This window comes from Glycomyces dulcitolivorans, from assembly GCF_003265355.1.
Lineage (GTDB): Bacteria > Actinomycetota > Actinomycetes > Mycobacteriales > Micromonosporaceae > Glycomyces > Glycomyces dulcitolivorans.
Window position 1 is genome coordinate 88,387 of record NZ_QFRW01000054.1, and the last position, 22,075, is coordinate 110,461.

Annotated in this window: 20 protein-coding genes; 3 read left to right on the forward strand and 17 right to left on the reverse strand. The window is 72.3% G+C overall.

Annotated features, from left to right (window positions below; all coding sequences use genetic code 11):
- Window position 1: 1 nt before the first annotated feature.
- The 5 genes from DI269_RS03610 to DI269_RS03630 form a co-directional block, all read right to left on the reverse strand.
- Window positions 2-445: a hypothetical protein gene (locus DI269_RS03610; protein ID WP_112133760.1), complete on the reverse strand. Its 444-nt coding sequence runs from the start codon at window positions 443-445 to the stop codon at window positions 2-4.
- 175 nt (window positions 446-620) lie between these two features.
- Window positions 621-1,715: a polysaccharide deacetylase family protein gene (locus DI269_RS03615; RefSeq protein ID WP_112133761.1), complete on the reverse strand. Its 1,095-nt coding sequence runs from the start codon at window positions 1,713-1,715 to the stop codon at window positions 621-623.
- A gap of 200 nt (window positions 1,716-1,915) precedes the next feature.
- On the reverse strand, window positions 1,916-3,127 hold the full coding sequence (locus DI269_RS03620; protein ID WP_112133762.1) for an RNA polymerase sigma factor: 1,212 nt from the start codon (window positions 3,125-3,127) through the stop codon (window positions 1,916-1,918).
- Window positions 3,127-3,519, reverse strand: a complete 393-nt coding sequence (locus DI269_RS03625) for a YciI family protein (protein WP_112133796.1) — start codon at window positions 3,517-3,519, stop codon at window positions 3,127-3,129. The genes DI269_RS03620 and DI269_RS03625 overlap by 1 nt, the downstream gene beginning before the upstream one ends.
- Before the next feature lie 104 nt (window positions 3,520-3,623).
- Window positions 3,624-4,556 (reverse strand): LysR family transcriptional regulator, encoded by a 933-nt coding sequence (locus DI269_RS03630; protein WP_198667112.1) that lies wholly within the window; start codon window positions 4,554-4,556, stop codon window positions 3,624-3,626.
- 139 nt (window positions 4,557-4,695) lie between these two features.
- Between DI269_RS03630 and DI269_RS03635 the strand changes: the two genes are divergently transcribed.
- Window positions 4,696-5,556 carry an aldo/keto reductase gene (locus DI269_RS03635; RefSeq protein ID WP_112133763.1) on the forward strand — a complete coding sequence of 287 codons (861 nt, stop codon included), beginning with the start codon at window positions 4,696-4,698 and terminating at the stop codon, window positions 5,554-5,556.
- Between the two features lie 20 nt (window positions 5,557-5,576).
- Window positions 5,577-6,509 (forward strand): aldo/keto reductase, encoded by a 933-nt coding sequence (locus DI269_RS03640; RefSeq protein WP_112133764.1) that lies wholly within the window; start codon window positions 5,577-5,579, stop codon window positions 6,507-6,509.
- Between the two features lie 65 nt (window positions 6,510-6,574).
- On the opposite strand, the gene DI269_RS03645 is transcribed toward DI269_RS03640, so the two are convergent.
- From DI269_RS03645 to DI269_RS03685, 9 genes are all read right to left on the reverse strand, one after another.
- Window positions 6,575-7,483, reverse strand: coding sequence for a GlxA family transcriptional regulator (locus DI269_RS03645; RefSeq protein ID WP_112133765.1), 909 nt, complete (start codon window positions 7,481-7,483; stop codon window positions 6,575-6,577).
- A gap of 19 nt (window positions 7,484-7,502) precedes the next feature.
- The gene (locus tag DI269_RS03650; RefSeq protein ID WP_112133766.1) at window positions 7,503-8,087 is read right to left on the reverse strand and encodes a cysteine hydrolase family protein; all 585 of its coding nucleotides are present in this window, start codon (window positions 8,085-8,087) and stop codon (window positions 7,503-7,505) included.
- A gap of 79 nt (window positions 8,088-8,166) precedes the next feature.
- Window positions 8,167-9,186 carry a 2-hydroxyacid dehydrogenase gene (locus DI269_RS03655; protein WP_112133767.1) on the reverse strand — a complete coding sequence of 340 codons (1,020 nt, stop codon included), beginning with the start codon at window positions 9,184-9,186 and terminating at the stop codon, window positions 8,167-8,169.
- Window positions 9,183-9,794 carry a histidine phosphatase family protein gene (locus DI269_RS03660; protein ID WP_112133768.1) on the reverse strand — a complete coding sequence of 204 codons (612 nt, stop codon included), beginning with the start codon at window positions 9,792-9,794 and terminating at the stop codon, window positions 9,183-9,185. The genes DI269_RS03655 and DI269_RS03660 overlap by 4 nt, the downstream gene beginning before the upstream one ends.
- Window positions 9,795-9,805: 11 nt before the next feature.
- Window positions 9,806-11,275 (reverse strand): FGGY-family carbohydrate kinase, encoded by a 1,470-nt coding sequence (locus tag DI269_RS03665; protein ID WP_112133769.1) that lies wholly within the window; start codon window positions 11,273-11,275, stop codon window positions 9,806-9,808.
- Window positions 11,268-12,737, reverse strand: a complete 1,470-nt coding sequence (locus DI269_RS03670; RefSeq protein ID WP_112133770.1) for an FGGY family carbohydrate kinase — start codon at window positions 12,735-12,737, stop codon at window positions 11,268-11,270. The genes DI269_RS03665 and DI269_RS03670 overlap by 8 nt, the downstream gene beginning before the upstream one ends.
- Before the next feature lie 4 nt (window positions 12,738-12,741).
- Entirely contained in the window at window positions 12,742-13,980 is a 1,239-nt protein-coding gene (locus DI269_RS03675) for a sugar ABC transporter permease (protein ID WP_112133771.1), read from the reverse strand.
- A complete protein-coding gene (locus DI269_RS03680; protein ID WP_112133772.1) occupies window positions 13,977-14,762 on the reverse strand; it encodes an ATP-binding cassette domain-containing protein in 786 nt (261 codons plus the stop codon). The genes DI269_RS03675 and DI269_RS03680 overlap by 4 nt, the downstream gene beginning before the upstream one ends.
- 26 nt (window positions 14,763-14,788) lie before the next feature.
- Window positions 14,789-15,847, reverse strand: a complete 1,059-nt coding sequence (locus DI269_RS03685; RefSeq protein WP_112133773.1) for a substrate-binding domain-containing protein — start codon at window positions 15,845-15,847, stop codon at window positions 14,789-14,791.
- Window positions 15,848-16,123: 276 nt separating this feature from the next.
- On the opposite strand from DI269_RS03685, the gene DI269_RS03690 reads away from it, so the two are divergent.
- Complete coding sequence (locus DI269_RS03690) at window positions 16,124-16,927, forward strand: DeoR/GlpR family DNA-binding transcription regulator (RefSeq protein ID WP_112133774.1); 804 nt, start codon at window positions 16,124-16,126, stop codon at window positions 16,925-16,927.
- Between the two features lie 16 nt (window positions 16,928-16,943).
- Here the strand turns inward: DI269_RS03690 and DI269_RS03695 are convergent, their stop codons facing one another.
- The 3 genes from DI269_RS03695 to DI269_RS03705 form a co-directional block, all read right to left on the reverse strand.
- Entirely contained in the window at window positions 16,944-19,718 is a 2,775-nt protein-coding gene (locus DI269_RS03695) for an Hsp70 family protein (protein ID WP_112133775.1), read from the reverse strand.
- A 190-nt stretch (window positions 19,719-19,908) separates the two neighbouring features.
- A complete protein-coding gene (locus tag DI269_RS03700; RefSeq protein ID WP_112133776.1) occupies window positions 19,909-20,700 on the reverse strand; it encodes a hypothetical protein in 792 nt (263 codons plus the stop codon).
- A 69-nt stretch (window positions 20,701-20,769) separates the two neighbouring features.
- Window positions 20,770-22,017, reverse strand: a complete 1,248-nt coding sequence (locus DI269_RS03705) for a PA2928 family protein (protein ID WP_112133777.1) — start codon at window positions 22,015-22,017, stop codon at window positions 20,770-20,772.
- Window positions 22,018-22,075 lie beyond the last annotated feature (58 nt).

Below are 22,075 nucleotides of genomic sequence, written 5' to 3' on the forward strand. Positions count from 1 at the left end.
GTCAGCCGCCGGGGCACTCGGAGTCGCCGCCGCTGCGCGGGATGCACTGGTTCGGGTCGAGTTCGTAGGTCGGCGGATCGTCGTGCAGGACGTCGCCGGCGATCTCGCGGGCGAAGTCGAGCCGCGACAGGCAGACCACGAACGCGACGGCGACGACCGCGTAGACCAGGCCCGTCTTCGGCATGCCGAGGAGGAACGGGAGCAGCACGAGCGCGGCGAGCGTCGCCAGGATCACGATGAAGACGATCTGCGTCCGCCGTCCCCCGTCGTCGACCTCTTGGCAGGTCTCGTAGTCGAGGCAGAAGCTCGCGAAGAAGTGCCACACGACCAGGCCGAGCGAGCACACGAACCAGCCGACCGTGCTCAGGACGACGGCGAGCACCTTGCCGCCCTTGCGGTCGGGCCGGTGCGCGAAGCCGGGGGCCTCGGAGGGTTGCGGGTGCATAGGTCGAGTGTCGGGGCGCTGTCAAACCAGGAATGGGACGAAACGGATGCGAACTGTGGGGACCCCACAACCTCACACCCGTTTCGTACCGGATCGGGCACCCGGATTTCTTGGTTCCCTCCAGTCGGAACGCGAGCCGGTCCCGCGGCGGGGCCGCGGGACCGGGGGTAGGGGGTTAGACGCGGGTCCACTTCTGGTTGGCGCCGGTCCAGCAGGAGTAGAGCTGGACGGCGGCGCCGTTGGCGCTGCTGTAGACGTCGAGGCAGAGGCCGGTGCCGGTGTTGCGGACCGTGCCGTCGGAGCCGAAGGTCCACTTCTGGTTGCTCGCACCAGAACAGGTGCTGATCTGCGCGAGCGCGCCGTTGGCGGTGCCGGAGGGCTCCAGGCACTTGCCGAGGACGCGGAGCTCCTGCGCGGAGGTGACCGTGAACTGCTGGTTCGCACCCTCGTAGCAGGTGTAGAGCTGGACGCGGGTGCCGTTGGCGGTGTTGCCGCTGGGCACGTCGATGCACTTGCCGGCGGAGTTGGAGCGGAGCAGGTCGGTGCCGGTGCCGCCACCGCCGCCACCGCCGCCCGAGGAGCCGGGGGCGACGGCCTGGCCGGTGGCCGGGGAGATCATCCCCGCGCACAGGCCGCGGGCGCGCAGGTTGGCGGCGATCTGCGGGATGGCGTTGATGGTGTTCTGGTAGGCGTCGTGCATGAGGATGACGCCGCCGTTCTGGAGGTTGTTCGCGGCCGCGACGATCTGGGCGGTGCTGGCGCCGTTCCAGTCCTGGGAGTCGACGGACCACAGGACCTCGGTCAGGCCGTACTGCGCCTCAACGGATCTCAGGGTGGAGTTGGTCTCCCCGTAGGGCGGGCGGAACAGGACCGGGGTGCCGCCGCCGGCCTGCTGGATCGCCTGCTGGGTGCTGGAGATCTCCTGGGCCATCTGGGACGAGGACATCTGGGTCATGTGCGGGTGGGTGTAGGAGTGGTTCGCGACCCACATGCCCGCGCTGACCTGGGCCGCGACGAGCCCGGGGTTGGACGCGGCCCGCTGGCCGGTGTTGAACATGGTGGCGCGCAGGCCGTTCGAGGTGAGCGCGTTGAGCAGGCTGGTCGTGGTGCCGGGGTTCGGGCCGTCGTCGAAGGTCAGTCCGACGTAGCCGTTGCAGGTCTGGGCGTACGCGGGACTGGCGACCAGGAGCGCGACGGCGGTCGCGGCGGCGACGGCGAGTGCGGACAGGGTGGCGATGAGCGGTCGGATGCGGCGGCGGATGCCGGGCATGCTGCCCTCCTTGGGATGCGGTGCGGCGCATCAGTCGGCGTCGACGGTTCCCGGAGTGAGGGCCGTGGTCGTCATGAGGGGGACGATGGAACGATGCTTAGACATTGAATATTGTCGATTTAACTGGCCTGTGGGGCAAGGCGGTTGCGCCGGACGGCTTCGATGGTGCGCCGAACGAGCGACGAACGGTCGCCGTGCGGTCACTCTTTGATCGCGGCGGCCTTCCGGCGCAGGTACCGCTGCTCCGGCGTGCTGGTGGCGAGGCGGGCGGCCTCGCCGAAGGCGTCGCGCGCCTCCGGGAGGCGCCCGGCCCGTTCGAGGAGGTGGGCCCTGACGGCGCGGAGGCGGTGGGCCCGCGCGAGGGCGGGATCCTTCAGGAGCGGGTCGAGCATCGCCAGGGCGGCGGCGGGGCCCTCGGTCATCGCGACCGCGACGGCGCGGTTCATGGTGACGACCGGGCCGGGCGCGAGGGCGTCGAGCATCCGGTAGAGCTCGGCGATCTGGGGCCAGTCGGTGTCGGCGTAGGCCGCGGCCTCGTCGTGGACGGCGGCGATCGCGGCCTGGAGTTGGAAGGGCCCCACCGGACCTGACGGGAGGGCACGCTCGATCAGGCGCACGCCTTCGGCGATGAGCGCGGCGTCCCAGCGGGTCCGGTCCTGGTCGGCGAGCGGGACCAGGTCGCCGCGGGCGTCGGTGCGGGCGGGGCGGCGGGCCTCGGTCAGGAGCATGAGGGCGAGGAGGCCGGCGGTCTCGGTGTCGCTGGGGAGGCGGCCGTGGAGGTCGCGGGCGAGGCGGATCGCCTCGGTCGTGAGCGGGACGTCGAGGAGGTCGGTGCCGCCGGTGGCCGTGTAGCCCTCGTTGAAGACCAGGTAGAGGACCTGCCGGGCCGATTCGACGCGGGCGGGGAGGTCGGCGCGGGTGACGTCGCCGAGGCGGGCGCCCGCGGCCTGGAGCCGGGCCTTGGCGCGGCTGATGCGCTGGCCCATGGTGGCGAGGGGGACGAGGAACGCCGCGGCGATCTGCTCGGTGGTGAGGCCGCCGACGGCCCGGAGGGTCAGGGCCACTTGGGAGGCGGGGGTCAGGGACGGGTGGCAGCACAGGAGGAGGACATGCAGCGAATCGTCACTGTCGGTGGCCGGTGGTTCACTTGGGTCAGGTCGGTTCGCGGCGGTCTCGCGGTCGGCCCTGGCGTGGTCGGAGCGCAGGGCGTCGACGAGGCGGCGGGAGGCGGCGCGGATCAGCCAGCCGCGGGGGTTGGCGGGCAGGCCCTCGCGGGGCCAGTGGATCGCGGCGGAGAGGAGGGCTTCCTGGACGGCGTCCTCGCAGGCGTCGAAGTGGCCGTAGCGGCGCACCAGCGCCCCGAGGACGTGCGGCGACTCGCGCCTCCACACGTCCTCAAGACCGGAGTCCATCAGTGCTCCTCGCCGCCGGGCCACATCGCCGGTCGCAGTTCGACGGTCTCGCCGGGGCCGGAGAAGGCGCGCGCGATCTCCTGGGCGCGTTCGGGTCCGGAGACGTCGATGAGGAAGAACCCGGCGAGGTGCTCCTTGTACTCCGAGTACGGGCCGTCGGTGGCGAGCGGTTCGCCGCCGCTCCAGCGGTAGAGCGTCGACGTGCTCGGGTCGGCGAGGGCCTCGCCGTGGACGAGTTCGCCGTTCTCGCTCATCTCGGTGAGCAGCCGCTCGAACTCGGCGTTGAGGTGCTCGCGCACCTCGGCGGGAAGCGCCTGGTTCTCGGGGATGAAGTCCCCGGACGGGTGGCCCCACGGCTGCGGGTTGGAGTGGATGAGGATGACGTACTTCACGGTGACCTCCTGGTCGCGGGTCCGGCTCTTCCGGATCTTCACCCGGGACGACGGAGCCGGGCGGCGGGTTTCGACATCCTCGGCGGAAATTCGCAGGAGATTTTTCAGGCGGGGAGCCGGACGGGTTCGGCCGGCGCCGCGTTGGGGAGGGGGTTGAGGAGTTCGAGGAGGTGGGCGGCCGGGGAGTCGGCCTGGTCCCACGCGGTGGAGACGACCGAGACGGTCCACTGCGGCACGTCCTCGTCGGCGAGCGGCAGGACGCGCAGCGCGGCGGCCTGCGGCTTGGCGGCGACGTGGCGCGGGACGACGGCGATGCCGAGGCCCCGGTTGACGAGGTCGAGAAGGGTGTGCACGTCGTTGACGGTGCAGCGCACGCGCCGCCGGGAGCCGCGCGCGGCGAACACCGACTCGTTCAGGGTGCGCACGCCCCAGGCCGCGCCGAAGTCGACGAAGTCCTGGTCGTCGAGGGCCTCCCACGGGACGGCACCACGAGAACCGGTGGCGCGCGCGGCGAGAGGGTGGTCGGGCGGGGTGACGACCACGAGCGGCTCGCGGCCGATCTCGCGGTGCGGCAGGGTGCTCAGGTGCCGGTCGGTGGCGACGAACGCGACGTCGAGTTCGCCGGCGCGGAGCATGCCGAGCAGGTCGTGCGAGCCGCACTGCGTGAACATGGTCTCGACGCGCGGGTGGCGGCGGTGGAAGCGGTCGAGCAGGGAGTTGACGTCGACCAGGCCGAGGCACTGCTCCGCGCCGATCGACAGGGACCCGGAGACGGCGCGGCTGGCCTTGACGACGGCGTCGCGGGCGCCCGCGGCCTGCTCCAGCATCATGCGCGCGTACGGCAGCAGCGCGAACCCGGCCTCGGTGGGCTCGACCCGGCGCGTGGTGCGCGTGAACAGGGCCGTGCCGAGCTCGTCCTCAAGACTGCGGATGGCCGCCGACAATCCGGACTGCGAGATCCCGGTCAGCTCCGCCGCGCGTGTGAAGTGCCTCTCATCGGCGAGCGCGACCAGGTACTCCATCTGCCGCAGGTCCATGAATCATTCCCTCGGGTTCTCAATCTCAGAAGCGTCAGTTGTTGGACTTCTAGATTAGCGCTCCCTAGCATCGACCTGGACATCCGCCAGCCGGCGGGCGCGCGGCGCCGCGTCCCGCCCAGCCGCAAGGAGTGCACCAATGCAGCAGCGCACCATCGGGAACCGGCAGGTCTCGGCCATCGGGCTCGGCGGGATGCCGATGTCGATCGAAGGGCGGCCCGATGAGGCCCGGTCGATCGCGGCGATCCACGCGGCCCTCGACTCGGGCGTGACGCTCATCGACACCGCCGACGCCTACCACCGCGACGCGAACGAGGTCGGCCACAACGAGACCCTGATCGCCAAGGCGCTCAAGGAGTACGGGCCCGGCGCCGCCGACGTCCTGGTCGCGACCAAGGGCGGGCACCTGCGCCCCGGCGACGGCTCCTGGACCCAGGACGGCCGCCCCGAGTACCTGAAGGAGGCCGTGAAGGCCTCCGCGCAGCGCCTCGGCGTCGAGGCCATCGGCCTCTACCAGTTCCACCGCCCCGACCCGCAGGTCCCGTACGCCGACTCCGTCGGCGCGATCCGCGACCTGCTCGACGAGGGCGTCATCGAACTCGCGGGCATCTCGAACGCGAGCGTCGCGCAGATCGACGAGGCGAACGAGATCCTCGGCGGGCGCCTCGCGTCGGTGCAGAACCAGTTCTCGCCGCGGTTCCGCTCCAGCGAGGGCGAACTGGAGCACTGCGCGAAGATCGGCGTCGCGTTCCTGCCGTGGAGCCCCTTGGGCGGCATCAAGAGCGCCCCCGAGCTCGGCAGCCGCCACGCCGTGTTCAACGAGGTCGCGAACGAGACCGGCACCAGCGTCTACCGGGTGGTCCTGGCGTGGCAGCTCGCGCTCGCGCCCGTCGTCGTCCCCATCCCGGGCGCCTCGCGCCCCGAGAGCATCCGCGACTCGGCCGGCGCGGCCGATCTCGTGCTGAACGAGGACCAGGTCGCCCGCCTGTCCGCCGCCTGACCCACGCCGAGGAGACACCGATGAAGACCTTCACCATGCCCGGCACCGACATCACCGCCCCGAACGTGGTGCTCGGCCTCATGCGCATCCAGGAGAAGACCGACGAGGAGGTGCGCGCCCTCGTCGGCGCCGCGATCGACGCCGGGATCACCTTCGTGGACCACGCCGACCTGTACGGGTCCGGCCGCCACGGCTGCGAGCGCCGCTTCGCGGAGGCCATGCGCCTCAGGCCGTCCGAGCGGGAGCGCCTGGTCATCCAGACCAAGACCGGGATCATGCACCCCGGACCGTACTTCGACTTCTCGTACGAGCACATCGTCGAGTCGGTCGACGAGTCCCTTGCCGCGCTGGACACCGACTACCTCGACATCCTGCTGCTGCACCGGCCCGACGCGCTCGTCGAGCCCGAGGAGGTCGCCCGCGCGTTCGACGACCTCGCCGCGGCCGGGAAGGTCCGCGCGTTCGGCGTCTCGAACCACACGGCCGGGCAGCTCGCCCTGCTGCGCAAGTACGTGAACCGGCCGATCGTGGCGAACCAGGTGCAGCTGTCGGTCACGCACGCGCCGCTCATCGCGCAGGGCGTGGCCGCGAACATGCAGGGCCTCGACCAGTCGGTGGCACGCGACGACGGCATCGTGGACTACTGCCGCCTGCACGACATCACGCTCCAGGCGTGGTCGCCGTTCCAGGCCGGGTTCTTCGACGGGCCGTTCCTCGGCTCCGCGAAGTACCCGGAGCTGAACGCCTCGATCGAGCGCCTCGCCGCGAAGTACGGGGTCCCGCCGATCGCGATCGCGGTCGCGTGGATCACCCGCCACCCGGCGAACATGCAGGTCGTCATCGGCACCACCAACCCGGAGCGGGTGGCGGCGTCGGCGCTCGGCTCGGACGTGCCGCTGACGCGGCCCGAGTGGTACGAGCTGCTCCGCACCGCCGGGTACACGGTGCCCTAAAGGCTTCATTCCGAGAGGGGGCGACAGCGTCCCGGGCTGAGGGGTCCCGGGACGCTGTCGCTGTCTCACGCCGCGCCCGCCCGCAGGCGCCGCAGCATCCGCGCGTCGCTGAAGCCGACCGCGTGGGCCGCGGACTCGGCCGGACTGCCTTGGGCTATCAGGTGTTCGGCGCGTTCGAGGCGGAGCGTCGACTGGTAGCGCAGGGGCGTCATGCCGGTCGCGTCGACGAAGCGGCGGGTGAGGGTGCGTTCGCTGACGCCTGCCGCGGAGGCGAGGTCGGCGAGGCGCAGCGGCTCGGCGAAGCGCACGTCGATGAGGTCCTGGACCTGGTGGACGGCGTCCGAGAGGTGCGAGCGGTGGCGGAGCATGGCGCTGTCCTGGGCGGCGTCGCCGCCGCGGCGGGCGTAGACGACCATGCTGCGGGCGATGCGCGCGGCGACGGCGGGGCCGTGGCGGACGGCGACCAGGTGCAGCGCGAGGTCGATGCCGCTGGCGATCCCCGCGGAGGTGACGACCCGGTCGTCGGTGACGAAGAGGCGGTCACGCTCGACGAACGCGCCCGGATGGCGCTGCGCCAGTTCGTCTTGCAGCTCGTGGTGGGTGGTGCAGCGGCGGCCTTCGAGGAGCCCGGCCTGGCCGAGCGCGAACGCGCCCGAGCAGACGCTGCCGACGGTGCCGCCCCGCTCGTGGTGCGCGATCACCTGGGCCACTTGGGCTTCGGTGAGGCGCGGGCCGCCCGCGGTCTTCGGGGAGCGCCAGCCGGGGACGAGCAGCAGGTCCCCGGGCCCGAGGTCGGGCCAGTCGGTGCTCGCGCGCAGCGGGAGGCCCTGCGCGGTCGTGACGTCCTCGCGGTCGGCGACGTAGCTGGACCGGTAGCCCAGGCCGAGGTCGGCGGCGGTCGAGAAGACCTGGGCCGGGCCGGCCAGGTCGAGCAGGTGCAGCTGCTGCACCAGCAGGAAGACGACGCGGGTCATGCAGGGCCTCCCGATCCGGTCAGCGCGCGGTCACTTCGTCCACCGTAACGATCGTCGCGAAGCGGCCCGCCAGCGCGTACTCGGTCCTGGCGATCACGTCGGCGGTCTGGAGGGTGAGCGGGTCGGCGAGGATCTCCTCGACCGGCCGGTCGTAGTCGCCCTGCCAGTGCGGGATCGGGTGGGTCGCGGTCGCGTCGATGACGAATTCAACGTCGAAGCCGAGGTCGGAGGCGACCCGGGCGGTGGTCTCGCAGCACTGCTCGGTGCGGATGCCGCTGATGCGGACCAGGCCGACGCCGCGCTGGGTGAGGATCTGGTGCAGATTCGTCGTGGTGAACGCGTTGTGCGAGGTCTTGGCGAGTTCGGGTTCGCCCGCTTCGGGTTCGAGGCCCTCGATGTAGGTGCAGTACCCGAGCGCGGGGTCGAAGACGTTGCCGGTGCCGGGCTCGTGGTGGAGGACCCACACGACCAGGTCGCCCGCGGCGCGGGCGTGGTCGACGAGGCGGGCCACCTTCTGGGCGACGTCGGGGTCGGAGGTGACGGCCCAGTTGGGCCGCTGCCGGAAGGACTCTTGGACGTCGATGACGATCAGCGCGTTCTGCATGAGTCGATTCTGTCGCCCGAAAGCCTCGGGCGACAGGCACGATCCCGGCGGCGACCGGAACGATCCGGTCAGCCGCCGCTCAGTTCTGTCGGTGCAGGAGCGGTTCGCCTTTCAGGAAGCGGGCGGTCTCGGCGGCGGTGATGCGGGCGGCGTTGTGGGCGGTCTCGCGGCTGGCGCCCGCGAGGTGCGGGGTCATGACGATGCCTTCGGTGCGGAGCAGGCGGGAGCCGGCGGGGATGGGTTCTTCGGGGTAGACGTCGAAGGCGGCGGCGAAGAGGCGGCCGGTGTCGAGGGCGTCGCAGACGGCGTCGTAGTCGACGAGGCCGCCGCGGGCGCAGTTGACGAGGACCGACCCTTGCGGCATCGCGGCGATCTGGGCGGCGCCGATCATGCCCTGCGTGTCGGGGGTGAGCCTGGCGTGGAGCGACAGGACGTCGGCCTGCGCGAGGAGGTCGGGCAGGTCGAGCGGTTCGGCGATCCCGGCGAAGGCGGCGGGGTCGACGTACGGGTCGTGGACGGCGACGCGGGCGCCGAAGCCACCGGCGATGCGGGCGACGCGGTTGCCGATGGCGCCGTAGCCGATGAGGCCGACGGTGCGGCCTTCGAGTTCGAGGCCGACCGAGTCGTAGCGGTAGTAGTCGCCGCGCCACTTCCCCGCGGCGAGGTCGCCGTGGACCTGCGGGATGCGGCGCATCGCGGCGAGCATGAGCGCGATGGTGTGCTCGGCGGTCGCGGTGGCGTTGCGGCCGGGCGCGCTGGAGACGGCGACGCCGTGCTTCGCGGCGGCTTCGAGGTTGACGTTGACGGGGCCGCCGCGGCCGACGGCGACGAATTCGAGGTCGGGACAGGCGTCGAGGACGCGTGCGGTGATCGGGGCCATCTGGGTGAGGCAGATCCGGACGCCTTGCAGCGCTTCGATGATCGCGTCCTCGGTCCCGGAGGCCTCGATGACCTCGGCGACGGGCCCGAACGGGACGTCGGGCCAGTCCAGGGCGAGCTCGGTGATGTCGAGGTCGGCGTCGACGTGCTCGCGCAGTGCGGCGGCGAGCAGGCCGGGCAGGACGAAATTGTCGCCCGCCGCGAGTACGTTCACTGTCATCGGTGGTCCTCCTCATCGGTCCAGACGGGGGTGTTGAACTGGAGCAGCGAGCGGCGCCCGCCGCCGACGCGCACTTCGGTGAGGCCGACGTTGCGCACCATGGGGAGTCGCCGCCGGTACTCCGACAGCGGGATGCCGAGCCAGTCGCACAGCACCAGCCGCATGAGCGTCGAGTGCCACACGACGAGGACGCGGCCGCCCTCGTGGGCGGCGGCGATCTCGTCGAGGCACGCGCTCGCGCGGGCGACGGCGTCGGCGGGGTGCTCGCCGCCGGGCAGGTGGGCGCCGACCGGGTCGCGTTCGAAGGCCGCGTACTGCGCGGGGAACCGCTCGCGCATCTCGGCGCCGGTGAGGCCCTCGCCGTCGCCGAAGGCGACCTCGCGGAGCCGGTCGTCCTGGCGCGGAACGAGGTCCGCGGAGGCGGCGGCGGGCGCGAGGGTCTCGACGGCGCGCGTCAGGTCCGAGGACCAGACGGCGGCGAGGCCGGCGGTCGCGGCCCATCCGGCGAGGCTGCGGGCCTGGTCGCGGCCGCGGTCGGTGAGGGCCACGTCGGTAGTCCCGGTGTACCGGTTCTCGGCGTGCCAGACGGTCTCGCCGTGGCGCACCATCACGATGTCGGTCAGTGTTCGGCCCTCCGGTGGACATGGGCGGCGAACGGCCGGTCGATCCGGCCCCGCTCATGGAGATGGTCGATGAAGTCGAGGTAGAGCCCGGTGAGCGCGCGGTGCCGGGACGGGTCCGGTTCGATCTCGGTCCCGGTGCGCACCATCGCGGCCGCGGCGTCCACTGGGGACGACTCGGTGGCGGCGGCGAGGACGGCCATGCCGACCGCGGATTCGGCGTGCTCGGGGAGGACGGCGGGGCGTCCGAGGAGGTCGGCGCGCAGCTGCGACCAGTACCGGTTGGCGGAGCCGCCGCCGGTGAAGGCGAGGGTGCCGCCGGTGGGGGCGCCGAGGTGGTCGAGGTAGTCGAAGCAGAGGCGCTCGACGCAGGCGAGGCCGGTGAGGACGCCGTGGAACACGTCGGCGTCGTCGCGGGCCTCGCCGAGCGTGAACGGTTCGAGATCGGCTGCGGCGAAAGGGAACCGCTCGCCGCGTTCTCCCGCGAGCGGGTAGACGACCGGGCCGGGTTCGCGCGTGGCGGCTTCGGCGGTGAGCTTGTCGAGGTCGGCGCCGGGCAGGAGGCGTGTGAGCGCCCCCGCGCCGCTGGAGGACGCGCCGCCGGGCAGCCAGGTCCCGGCGGGGCCGCGGTGGCAGTAGACGACGCCGCCCGGGTCGCGGACCAGGTGCTCCGAGACGCCTTTGAGGACGAGCGTGGTGCCGAGGACGGCGTTCCAGGAGCCGGGGCTCAGGGCGCCGCCCGCGAGCTGGGCCGCGCAGCCGTCGGTCATGCCCGCGACGATCGGCGTCCCGGCGGGGATGCCGGAGGCCGCCGCTCCCGCGGTGCCGACTTCGCCGAGGACGGTGCCGGGGCGGACCACGTCCGGCATGAGCGCCAAGGGGATTCCCAGTTGCGCGAGGACGTCCTCGGGCCAGCGCTCTTCGACGAGGTCGTACCCTGTCTTGAGCGCGTGGCTCGCGTCTGAAGCGAGTTGGCGGCCCGCGAGGCGCCAGGTGATGAGGTCCGGCTGGTGGAGCAGCCTGGTTCCGCCCGGAATCGTCGTCCGCTCCGCCAGCCGGAGGACCTTGGGGAGGGCCCAGCCCGGCTGCATGCGCCGGTAGCCGAGACGGTCCCACACGGCGGCGCCGGTCTCGTTGACGCGCAATGCTTCCGCGGTCGCGCGGGCGTCGTCGTACATGAGGCCGGGCGTGAGCGGGCGGCCTTCGGCGTCGGCGAGGAGGACCGTGCCGGAGGTGCCGTCGATCGCGACGCCGCCGATGCGGGTCGCGTCGAGCCCTTCGGTGGCGGCTCGCGAGGCGGCGGTGAACGCGGTCCACCATTCCTCGGGGTCCTGCTCGTGGCCGGCGCGATTGCGCCTCCCGGTGAGCGGGCAGGTGCCGCGGCCGAGGACGGTCCCGGCGCCGTCGACGGCGAGGACCCGGACGCTCTGCGTGCCCAGGTCGGCGCCGATCCAGATCCGGTCAGCCACGCTGCCGCCGCCAGCCGGCCCGCGCGATCTCGCGCAGGTCCAGGAATTCGCCGTACAGGCGCGAATACGGTTCGGGGCCTTCGGGTTCGAACCGGTCGCCGGTGCGCACGTACTTCGCGGCGGCGGTCGCCAAGTCGGGTTCATCGCCGGTGGCGACGAGCCCGGACAGGAACGCGCCCTTCGCGCCGATCTCGGTGTCGGCGGTGCGGGCGACCGGGACGCCGGTGGCGTCGGCGATCATCCGGCACCAGAAGTCGCTGGAGGCGCCGCCGCCGCACACGCGCAGTTCGCCGACGTCGGCGCCGGAGGCGGCGAGGCAGTCCTTGATGGTGAGGGTCAGGCCCTCGAAGACGGCGCGGGCGAGGTGCTCGCGGCCGTGTTCGAGGGTGAGGCCCCAGAACGTGCCGCGGGCGGCGGTGTCGAGGAACGGGGCCCGCTCGCCGGCCGGGGAGAGGTACGGGAGGAAGACGAGGCCGCCGGCGCCTGGCGGCGCCTGCGCGGCGAGGTCGCCGAGGGCCTCCGGGGAGTCGAGGCCGAGCATCGCGGTGGCCCAGTCGATCACCTCGGTCCCGGCGAGGGTCGGGTAGACGCGGAGCCACTGCCCGGCCGAGTCGAGCGCGACCGTCAGACCTGCGGGTTCGCCGGAAGTGTCGGTCCCCGCGCGTACGATCTCGGTGCACAGGGTGGTCCCGAGGATCGCGCAGCCCGTGCCCGCCGTGGCGGCTCCGGCGCCGATCGCGGTGGACGCGACGTCGTAGGGCGCCATGACGACCGGGAGTCCGGCCGGGAGTCCGAGCGCGGCGGCGGCCTCGGGGCGGAGTGCGGCGGCGCGTCGGCCGTCGCCGAGGACCTGCGGGAGGAGGCGGGCGGCCCGGGAGAGGCCGAACAGCTCGACGAGGCGCGGCGAGTAGTCGCGGGTCGCGGGGTCGAGGAACGGCGCGGAGGCGTCGGACTCGTCGGCCGCGAACAGGCCCGTCAGGTTGTGGAACACCCATCCGCCGCAGGTGAGCGCGGCGTGCGAGCGGTCGAGTCGGTCGGGGTCGTGCGCGTCGAGCCAGGCGAGGACCGCGTTCGGCAGGCCCGGGAACGTCAGCGACCCGTTGGCGCGGAACGCCTCGGCGAGTCGTCCCTCGTCCCGCCAGCGGTCCACGATGTCGGCGGCGCGGCCGTCGGACCACAGGACGGCCGGGCCGGTCGGTTCGCCCTGGGCGTCGACGAGCCAGCAGCCGTCGCCCTGCGCGGTGAGCGCGATGCGCTGCGGCGGTTCGGGAAGGGCCGCGGCCACGTCGCGGACCGCTTCGGCGGTGGCGCGCCAGACGTCGGCCATGTCCTGCTCGGCCCAGCCGGGCCGGGGGCGTTCGACGGCGACGGAGCGGCGGGCGACGGCGAGTTCGGTGCCGTCGCCGGCGTGGGCGACGGCCTTGATCGCGGTGGTGCCCGCGTCGATCGAGATGGCGGTCATGGCGTCATCCTCTCCCGTGGGCTTGGCGCGAGCGCCGCGCGAAGGAGTCGAGCGCGACGGCGAGGACCAGGACCGCGCCGGTGATCATGAACCGGTACGACGAGTCGAGGTTGAGCAGCGTCAGGCCGCTGGAGATCGACTGGATGACGACGATGCCCAGGAGCGCCGAGAACGCCGAGCCGCGCCCGCCGAAGAGGCTGGTGCCGCCGATGACGGCCGCTGCGATCGCGTTCAGGTTGACGTCGCCGGTGCCGGTGCTCTGCGTGGCCGCCGCGAGGCGGGCGGCGGCGAGTACGCCGCCGATCGCCGCGAGGGTCGAGCACATCACGAACGTCCACGCGTACACCGACTTCACATTGATGCCGGCGCGGCGCGCGGCCTCGGGGTTCCCGCCGACCGCGTAGATGGAGCGCCCGAACTTGGTGCGCGACAGCACGTAGTGCATCACCAGGACCACGACGACGAACAGCACGAACATCCAGGCGACGCCGCGGGTGCGGTTGAGGTAGTACACGGTGAACCCGAGCGCCGCGAGGACCAGGGCCGCGCGGAAGACGAGCAGGCCCGTCGCCGGGGCGGACAGTCCGGCCCGCTTGCGCGTCCTCGCCCCGACCAGGCTCGTCGCGAAGAACCCCGCGGCGGCAACGGTAGCGAAGAGGTACGACATCCACGCGGGCATGAACCACAGCTGCGCGAACTGCACCAGGTCGGAGTCGTACGGCAGGTTGATGGCGTTCTGCCCGCGCAGGAGCCACAGCTGGACGCCGAGGAACGCGAGGAGCCCGGCGAGGGTCATCACGAAGCTGGGCACGGCGAACCGGTTGAAGCCCTGCGCGTACACGAAGCCGATGAGGCACCCGCTGGCGACGGCCGCGAGGATCGCGAGCCACACCGGCTGCTCGTAGGTGACCATGACGAGGGCCGTGACGGCGGCGGCGACGCCGCTGACCGAGCCGACCGACAGGTCGATCTGGCCGACGAGCAGCACGCACACGATGCCGAGGGCGAGGAACCCGACCGGCACGATGTCGAACGACAGGTTGACCAGGTTCGTGCTGGACAGGAACGTGCGGTTGAGGAGCTGGAAGACCGTCCAGATGACGACGATGCCGCCGAACACCGGGAGCATCCCCAGGTCGCCGTCGCGGACGCGGCGGACGGCGGCGCGGACGGAGTCGCCGAGGGTCTGCGGGGCGACGAGCCGCTCGTCCTGGAGGTCGAGGGTCGGGGTCGGGGCGTTCATCGGGCCTCCTTGGACGCGGTGCGGGAGGCCCGCTGCGCCACCACGTTGTCGGCGGCGCCCGTGATCGCCGCGATGATGTCCTCAGTGGATACGGTGCGGGCGTCGAAGACGCCGTTGTTGCGGCCCAGGCGCAGGACGGCGACGCGGTCGGCGACGGCCCGCACGTCCTCCATGTTGTGGCTGATCATGACCACGCCGAGTCCCTTGTCCCGCAAACGTTCCACGAGGTTGAGCACTTCGGCGGTCTGGGCCACGCCGAGGGCCGCGGTCGGCTCGTCGAGGATGACGACCTTCGGGTCGCCCAGGAGCGAGCGCGCGATCGCGACGGTCTGGCGCTGCCCGCCCGAGAGGGACGCGATCGGCACGCTCAGGGTCGGGATCTTCGCGGAGAGCTGGCGCAGCAGCTCCCAGGAGCGCTTCTCCATCGCGACGTCGTCGAGGAGGAACGGCCGCAGCTCGCGGCCGAGGAACAGGTTCGCCTTCACGTCGAGGTTCTCGCACAGCGCGAGGTCCTGGAACACGGTCGCGATGCCGAGGGCGTGGACCTGCGTCGGCGATTCGAGCCGCACTTCCCTGCCCTCGAAGCGGATCGCGCCGGCGTCGGGCGGGTGGACGCCCGCGAGGACCTTCACGAGCGTGGACTTCCCGGCGCCGTTGTCGCCGACGATCGCGACGACCTCCCCCTCGCCGACGTCGAGGTCGACGTCGGCGAGGGCGGCGACCGCACCGAAGCTCTTGGAGATCCCCCGCAGCGACAGCACCGGGGACTCTGGATCAGTCATGGTCGGATTCCTTCAGCGACAAGCGGTTACGAGATGCCGAGCGCGGCGCAGGCGTCGGCGTACTCGGTCGTGCAGACGTCCTCGGGCGCGAGCACGCCGTCGGGGCCGAAGATCACCTCGGCGAGGTTCTCCTGGGTGACCACGGTCGGCTCGAACAGCTGCGACGGGGTGTCGAACAGGTCGTGCGTCGCCTCGGGCTCCTCGCCCTGCATGAGCTGGTACGCGACCTCGGCGGCGGCCTCGGCGACGATCCGGATCGGCTTGGAGATGGTGTTGTACTGGTCGCCGGCGACGATCCGCTGGATCGCGGCCAGCTCGGCGTCGTTCCCGGTGACCGGCGGGACGTCGGCGTCGGCGGCCTTGAACGCGGCGATCGCGCCGCCGCCGGTGCCGTCGTTCGCGGCGACGACGCCCGCGATCTGCCCGTCGAACTGGGCGATCTGGCCGCTGACCCACTGCTGCGCGTCCTCGGGCGCCCAGTCGGGGGTGTCGTACTCGGCGAGCAGCTCGTACCCGGAGTCGTCGACCGCGTTGTGGATGCCCTGCTTGATGAGTCCGGCCGCGGCGTCGGTCGGCGAGCCGTTGACCTGGAGGATGCCGCCTTCGGCGCCCGTGGCGTCGAGGTGGTCGACGAGCGACTGCCCGATCGCCTCCCCGATGGCCTCGTTGTCGAAGGAGATGTAGAAGTCGGCGGGCTTGTCGGGGATGGGACGGTCGTAGGCGACGACCTTGACGCCCTGGGACTGCGCGGTCTGCACGATCGTGGCCGCGGCCGTGGAGTCGACCGGGTCGATCACGAGCACCTCGGCTCCTTGCGCGATCGCCGAGTTCGCCTGCTGCTGCTGGAGAGCGGCGTCGGAGTCGGCGTTCTGGTAGATGACCTCGCAGTCGGCGCAGAGCTCGGCCATCTTCTGCTCGAAGAGCGGGGCGTCGTACTGCTCGTAGCGGGTCGAGGCGAGGTCGGGCATGAGGAAGGCGACCGTGCCGGCGCCGCCGTCTCCCCCGGCGTCGCCGGGCTCCTCGGCGCAGGCCGCGAGGGCGGCCAGGGCGAGCACGCCGGTGAGGGCGGCTGCGAGTCTCTTCATCGACGACTCCTTTGTCGGTTCCCTAGCGGGAGGGGTTGCTGTGACAAGCGTGACCGTAAACCCGCACCGCCCCGGATGTCACTACCGCGCGAGAATCGAACACTCCCGGTGTTGAAAGGGAACGCATTGATGTGTTAAGAAGGTCTCCAGTCGCACACCACGAAGGTCGATCCCCGTCACGCGGGATACCGGGAAACGCTGCTCACGCGGCCCGGTCCCGCCGTCCGCCGCGACGGCGGGGATTGTTCACTTCACACGGAACGAACAGAGGTCGAGATGGCGCCGGAACCCGATCCCGCAGGCGAGGGGGGCCGCGCCCCGCGCGCCCGGCGCGAACTGATCAGGACCAGGGTGGTCGACGAGGGCTTCGTCCGCATCGAGCAGCTCGCCGCCGACCTCGGCGTCACGACCATGACGATCCGCCGCGACCTCGACTACCTCCAGCGCGAGGGCTGGCTGCGGAAAGTGCGCGGCGGGGCGACCGCGCAGCCGTCGACGGCGTTCCACGGCGACGTGCGGCACCGCATGGGCGCCATGGCCGAAGCGAAGGAGACGATCGCACGGGCGGCGCTGCGCCTGGTCAAACCGGGGCAGTCGATCCTCTTGGACGAGAGCACGACCGCGCTCGCCCTCGCCGAGCTGCTGCCCGAGCGCGCGCCGCTCACGGTGATCACGTACTTCGGGCCGGTGATCCAGACCCTGGCCGGGAGCCCGGGGATCGAGCTGATCTCCTTGGGCGGCACGTACTACCCGGCGTACGACGCGTTCCTCGGTCTGCGCACTGTGGACTCGGTTTCGAGCCTGCACGCGGACGTGCTGTTCGCCTCGACGACGGCGATCACGCGCGGCAGCTGCTACCACCAGTCGCCGGAGACCGTGGCGGTCAAGCGCGCCTTGATGGAGGCCTGCGACAAGCGGGTGCTCCTGGTGGACCACACCAAGTTCCAGCGCCGCGGCCTCTACCAGCTCGCGCCGGTGGCGGCCTTCGACGCGGTCATCGTCGACCCGGACATCCCGGCCCCGCGACTGGAGGAGCTCCAGTCGAAGTCCCCGAAAGTCCTTGTCGCCCCGCGGGAGTGACCCGCCGCGGGAGTGATCACCCGAGCCCGGATGCGGCGAGGATGAGCGCGCGGCCGTCGCCGGTGTGGACGGCGACGAGGTCGCCGTCGATCACGGCGTGCTCGAACAGTTCGGCTCCGGTGCCCTGCACCGGGGTGCGGTCGCCGGTGGCGAGGTCGAGGACGAAGACCTCCCAGTCGGTGCTCATGCCGTCGTAGCCGACGTTCTCGACCACGGCGCGGCCGCCCTTGGCGGCGAGGACGGCCGAGTACGGCTGGTCCTCGCCCTGGGTGATCTTCCCTTCGAAGTCGACGACTCTCGCTTCGGAGACGGTGTCGAAGGTCTGGTCGCCGTGGACGATCCCGGTGGGCGAGGTGTACCAGTTCTCCTCGACGGCCCAGTCGATCGAGGGCAGCGTCCACGCCTCAGTGCCGCTCTGCGTGTCGACGGCGACGGTCTCGTACGTCTCGGCCGTGGAGTTCTCGATCGCGGCGCAGACGAGGTGCTGCCCGCACGGCTTGACCTGCGTGATGGTGTCGCCCGCTTCGAACGGGAGGCTCCACACCTCGCCGAGGTCCTCAAGGGAGTATCCGGCGAGGACGGCGCGGCCCGGGGAGGCCTCCTCGGAGACCTTGCCGACCGCGAGGCCGTCGAAGGCGGTCCACTTCTCGGAGTCGATGGGCAGGTCGCCGGAGGTGATCGACCCGCCGTCACTCGCGTCGCGGACCACGGCGGTGCCCTCGTACGGGTCGAGGTCGACGACGCGGTTCGCGGCGGCGAGGTTGTCGTACAGCGAGTACGAGTTCGGCGAGACCGCGCCCGCGTACTCGCCGCCGTCGTTCCAGACGGTCTCGGCGCGGATGCGGTACTCGTCGATCATGAACAGGCCGCTGGGGCCCGTCTTCTTCCACACCTCGTCGCCGGTGGTGAGGTCGATGCGGATGACGGCGTTGTCGTCCATGCCGGTGCGCTCCTCGACCAGCACGTCGGTGCCGTAGAACGCGAGGTCGTTGCGGTCGATCGTCCACGGCTGCTTCCACAGGAACTCGCCGGTGTCGAGGCTGACCGCGGCGCGCATGTCCTGGCCCTCGTCGACGGCCGATCCCTTGGCGTCGATGACGAGGACGTTCCCGACGATCATGAGGAACGTCTCGGCCGGCTCCAGCTCGTACTCGTTCGTCCACAGTGCTGTCCCGGCCGAGTCGTAGGCGTTGGCCAGGAGCTTGCCGCCGACGACGTCGGTGACGACGGCGATCCCGCCGCCGACCGCCACCGCGGCGGCTCCGGCGCTGGTGAGCGACTGCTCGTGGACGACTTCGAGCGCGGTGCCGTCGGTGGCGGCGTCGCCGGTGATCCCGTCGAGCAGGTCGCCGGAGGTGAGGTCCTCGAACAGGCCCGGCACGTCCCCGCGGGACATCGCGATGACGAGGATGATCACGACCGCCATGACGACCGAGGAGGTGATCGAGGCGGCGACCCACCGCCGCGCCTGCTTCTGGATGGAGCCCGCGGTCGGCAATGGTCCAGTGTGGATGGTCGGGCGGAACGGGAGACTATGCGGGGTCCCGGCCGGCGGCGGGTAGGGCCCGGCCGGGGTCGGCTGCGAGGGCCCGAACTGCGGGCGCGGCTGCGACGTGACCGGTTGCGGCGGCAGACTTCCGGCGGGGCTCGGGACCGGGTAGGGCGCGTAGCCGACCTGCGTCACCGGGGTGGTCGCGGGCGGCGTGGTGATCTCGGGCGCGGTCGTGGCGTGCTGCAGAGCGCCGAAGGCGACCGGGAGTTCGGGCTGCTCGGGCACGGACGGGGCGATGCCGAGCCGGGAGTGGAGGCGGGTCGCGACCAGGGGCATGCGGCTGGAGCCGCCGACGAGCAGGAGCGCGCTGAGCTGGGCGGGGTCGACGCCGGCGCGTTCGACGGTGCGGCGGGTCTCGTCGACCGCGCGGGCGACGAGCGGGTCGGCGAGGCTGGTCAGCTCGTCGCGCGTGAGGTGCAGGCCCATCGGGTTGTGGCCCGGGAGTCCCACGGGCGCAGTAGAGGTGCGCGAGAGCATCTCCTTGGCGGCGCGCACCTCGCCCCAGAACGCGAGGCGGTCACGCAGATCGGCGGTCGTCTCGGGCTCGCTGAGGCGCTTCCACAGCTGCGGGTCGCGCCCGGCGATGACGCGGCCGAGGTGGGCGGCGAGCGCCATGTCGATGTCGAGCCCGCCGAGGTCGTCGAGGCCGCCGAACGCGAGGGTGCGCAGCCCCTGCTCGTCGCGGCGGACGACGGCGACGTCGAAGGTGCCGCCGCCGAAGTCGAAGATCGCGACGGTGCCGCCGAGCGGGACCTCCTGGCCGAGGACCTCGGCGCAGTAGGTGGCGGCGGCGATCGGCTCGGGCAGGAGCCGGACCCGGCCCATCCCGGCGAGGTCGGCGGCCGCTTCGAGGCGGGCGCGGCGGACCGGGCCCCAGTCAGCGGGGTAGGTGAGGACGGTGTCGGTGGGGCGCATGCCGGAGGCGGCGGCCTCTTCGGCGACGCGGCGCAGGCCGGTGGCGAGGACCTCCTCGACGGGCAGTTCGCGGTCGCCGAGGAGGACGGTGCCGTCGTCGATGCGGCGCTTGGGATGCGGCTCGAACCGTCCGGGGTCGGCGGCGGCGAGGCGCTGGGCGTCGCGGCCGGTGTGGAGGGCCCCGTCGGCGTCGAGGAACACGCCGGAGGCGAGGAGCGGGGAGCCGTCGAACAGCAGTGAGCGGGGTTCCTGCCCGCCGCGGCCGATGACGGCGACTGTGTGGGTGGTGCCGAGGTCGACGGCGAGCCAAACGGGAGCGTGCACGGGTCCTACTCACTCGATCGGGGCTGTGGGGGGATGGGGCCGCGATGGGGCGCGGGACTCCCGCGAGGATACCCGGCGGGACTGACACGGGCCGTGGTGCGGCCGTGCCGGTGCGAAGGCTGAGACGCAGGTAAGGGGCGTTTCCGCCCGTACCGGACCCGGCTGCGGGGGCCGGGTCCGGCGGGGCGGTTCAGGGCGCGAGCGCGGTCAGGATGACCACTTCGGACTCGTCGTGCGGCAGGTACCGGACCCGCACGACCATGCCCGGCTGGACCTGGGGGACGGCGCTGGCGTCCATCGGCTTGCGCTGCTTGAGGTCGAACACGGACCCGTCGGGGCGGGTGATGCGCAGGTCGATGTCCATGACGGCCCGGTCGCCCTGGATGTCGCCGGTGGGGGTGAGGCCGAGGACGACCGCGCGGCCCTCGACGCCCTGCTCGGCGATCTGGAGCTGGCGGGGCGTGACCAGGCCCTTCGCGAGCCGGACCCGGTCGAACGCGGCCTGCATCTCGGCCTGCGGGGCGTCGACGGCGATGACGACGCGGCCGTCGGTGCTGCCGGGCCGGTAGCGGACCGGGAGCATCGCGCCGGGGACGACGGCGGCGAGCTCGGTGATGTCGACGAGGCTGCGGGCGACGGCCCGGAACGACTGGCCGTCCATGGTGTCGACGTCGAAGAGGATCTCCAGCTGCGGCTGGTCGTTGACCGACAGGCCGGTGCGGGAGACCTGGACGACGGTGCCGATCGCGACCGGGGTGTTCTCGAAGCCCTTGGGCACCATGCCCTTCAGCTCGCGCAGCGGTCCGTCGGCGAGGCGGCCGAGCGTGGCGGTGAACGGGAGGATCGACAGGAGGAGGATCGGGCCGGCCATCCAGCCGTTGACCCACGGGACGGGGCCCTGGCCGGTGAGGCCGACGAGGACGTAGACCGCGGTGGCGATGAGGCCGGCGATGATGACGATGACGTTGATGGCCTTGAACATTGCGGTGTTCCTTTCTGGGGGACTGTGCATTCAGTCTCGGGTCGGACCGGCGGCTACCGATCACAGGTTTCAGTCGAGGTCGGGTTCGCCGAGGAGGTCGAACTCGCCGAAGACGGCGCGGTCGACCGAGCCGTCGGGGGCGACGATGACGAGGTCGCTCTGGAAGATCCCCTCGGCGGGGGCGGCGATGACGACGGTGTAGCCGCCGGGGCCGGTCATGCTGCGGCCCAAGTGGTCCGCGGTGGCGAGCGAGGCGGTGGCCTGGCCGGTGTCGAGGTCGACGACGGTGAGCGTGAAGTCCTCGCCGCCGGGTGCGGTCCGGTGCTCGATGAGCGCGTGGCCGCTCGCGGCGCCCGCGGCCGGGGCGGCGGGGAACGCGAGTTCGGCGGCCGACTCCGGGTCGCTGAGCATCCCGGAGATCAGCTGGTCGACGTCGATGTCCCACGCGTCGGATACGGTCGTCTGGTCGAGGACGATCCCGGCCTCGTAGTAGACGCGGGTGCCGAGGGCGCGCCGGTCCCCGCCGTCCTCGACCGCGAGCGTGCTGCCGAGTCCGGCCGCGGCGGCCTGCTCGACGTTCAGGGTGCGCTCCTCGCCGATCGAGGCGCTGGTGGAGGTCATGCCCCCGAACTCGGGGTAGGCGCCTTCGGCGAAGAGGCGGCCGGTCCAGGCCTCGGCGACGGCCGGGTCGGCGGGGACCGCTTCGAGCGTGTCGAGGGCGATGGAGTGGAAGCCGCCGTCGACGTCGAGCGCGATAATGCCCGCCGCGGGGTCGAATCCGTATGCGGCCGTGCCGGAACCGGCGTATTCGAGCCCGGGGACGTCGTCGGTGACGAGGGCGCCGTCGTCGAGGTCGCGGATCTGGAGGCCGTCCTCGGTCGCGAGGTACGCGTACTCGGCGCCCGCGGCGAGGGCGGCGGCGTCCCATTCGAGTTCGCCGGCGAGCTTGACGTCCCAGCGCGTCTCGCCGGAGGCGAGGTCGACGGCGGCGAGGCGGGCCTCGAACATGTCGCTGCGCATCTCGTCGATGAGCCCGCCGGAGCCGGTCCGCTCGTACGGCACCAGCGCGAGACCGTCGGCCGAGAACGCGATGCCGCCGCGCAGCACGACGTCCGGGCCGGACGAGGTGAGGAACTCCCCGAGGTTCGCGACCGCGAAGACGCCCGCGGTGAGCGCGACCATCCCGAAGAACATGCCGAAGCCGCGGCCGCGACCGCGGCGCTTGGGGACGAGCGGGTGGTCAGGGGTGCCGTACGGGGAGCTGACCAGCTGCGAGTGGGCCGGGAGCGGGTTGGCCGCGCGGAAGTCTTGGAACATCGGGGCCTCCTTGTGCTGGGTGGGCGACGCAGTCAGCGTCGCCCCGCGCGGGCCCCTA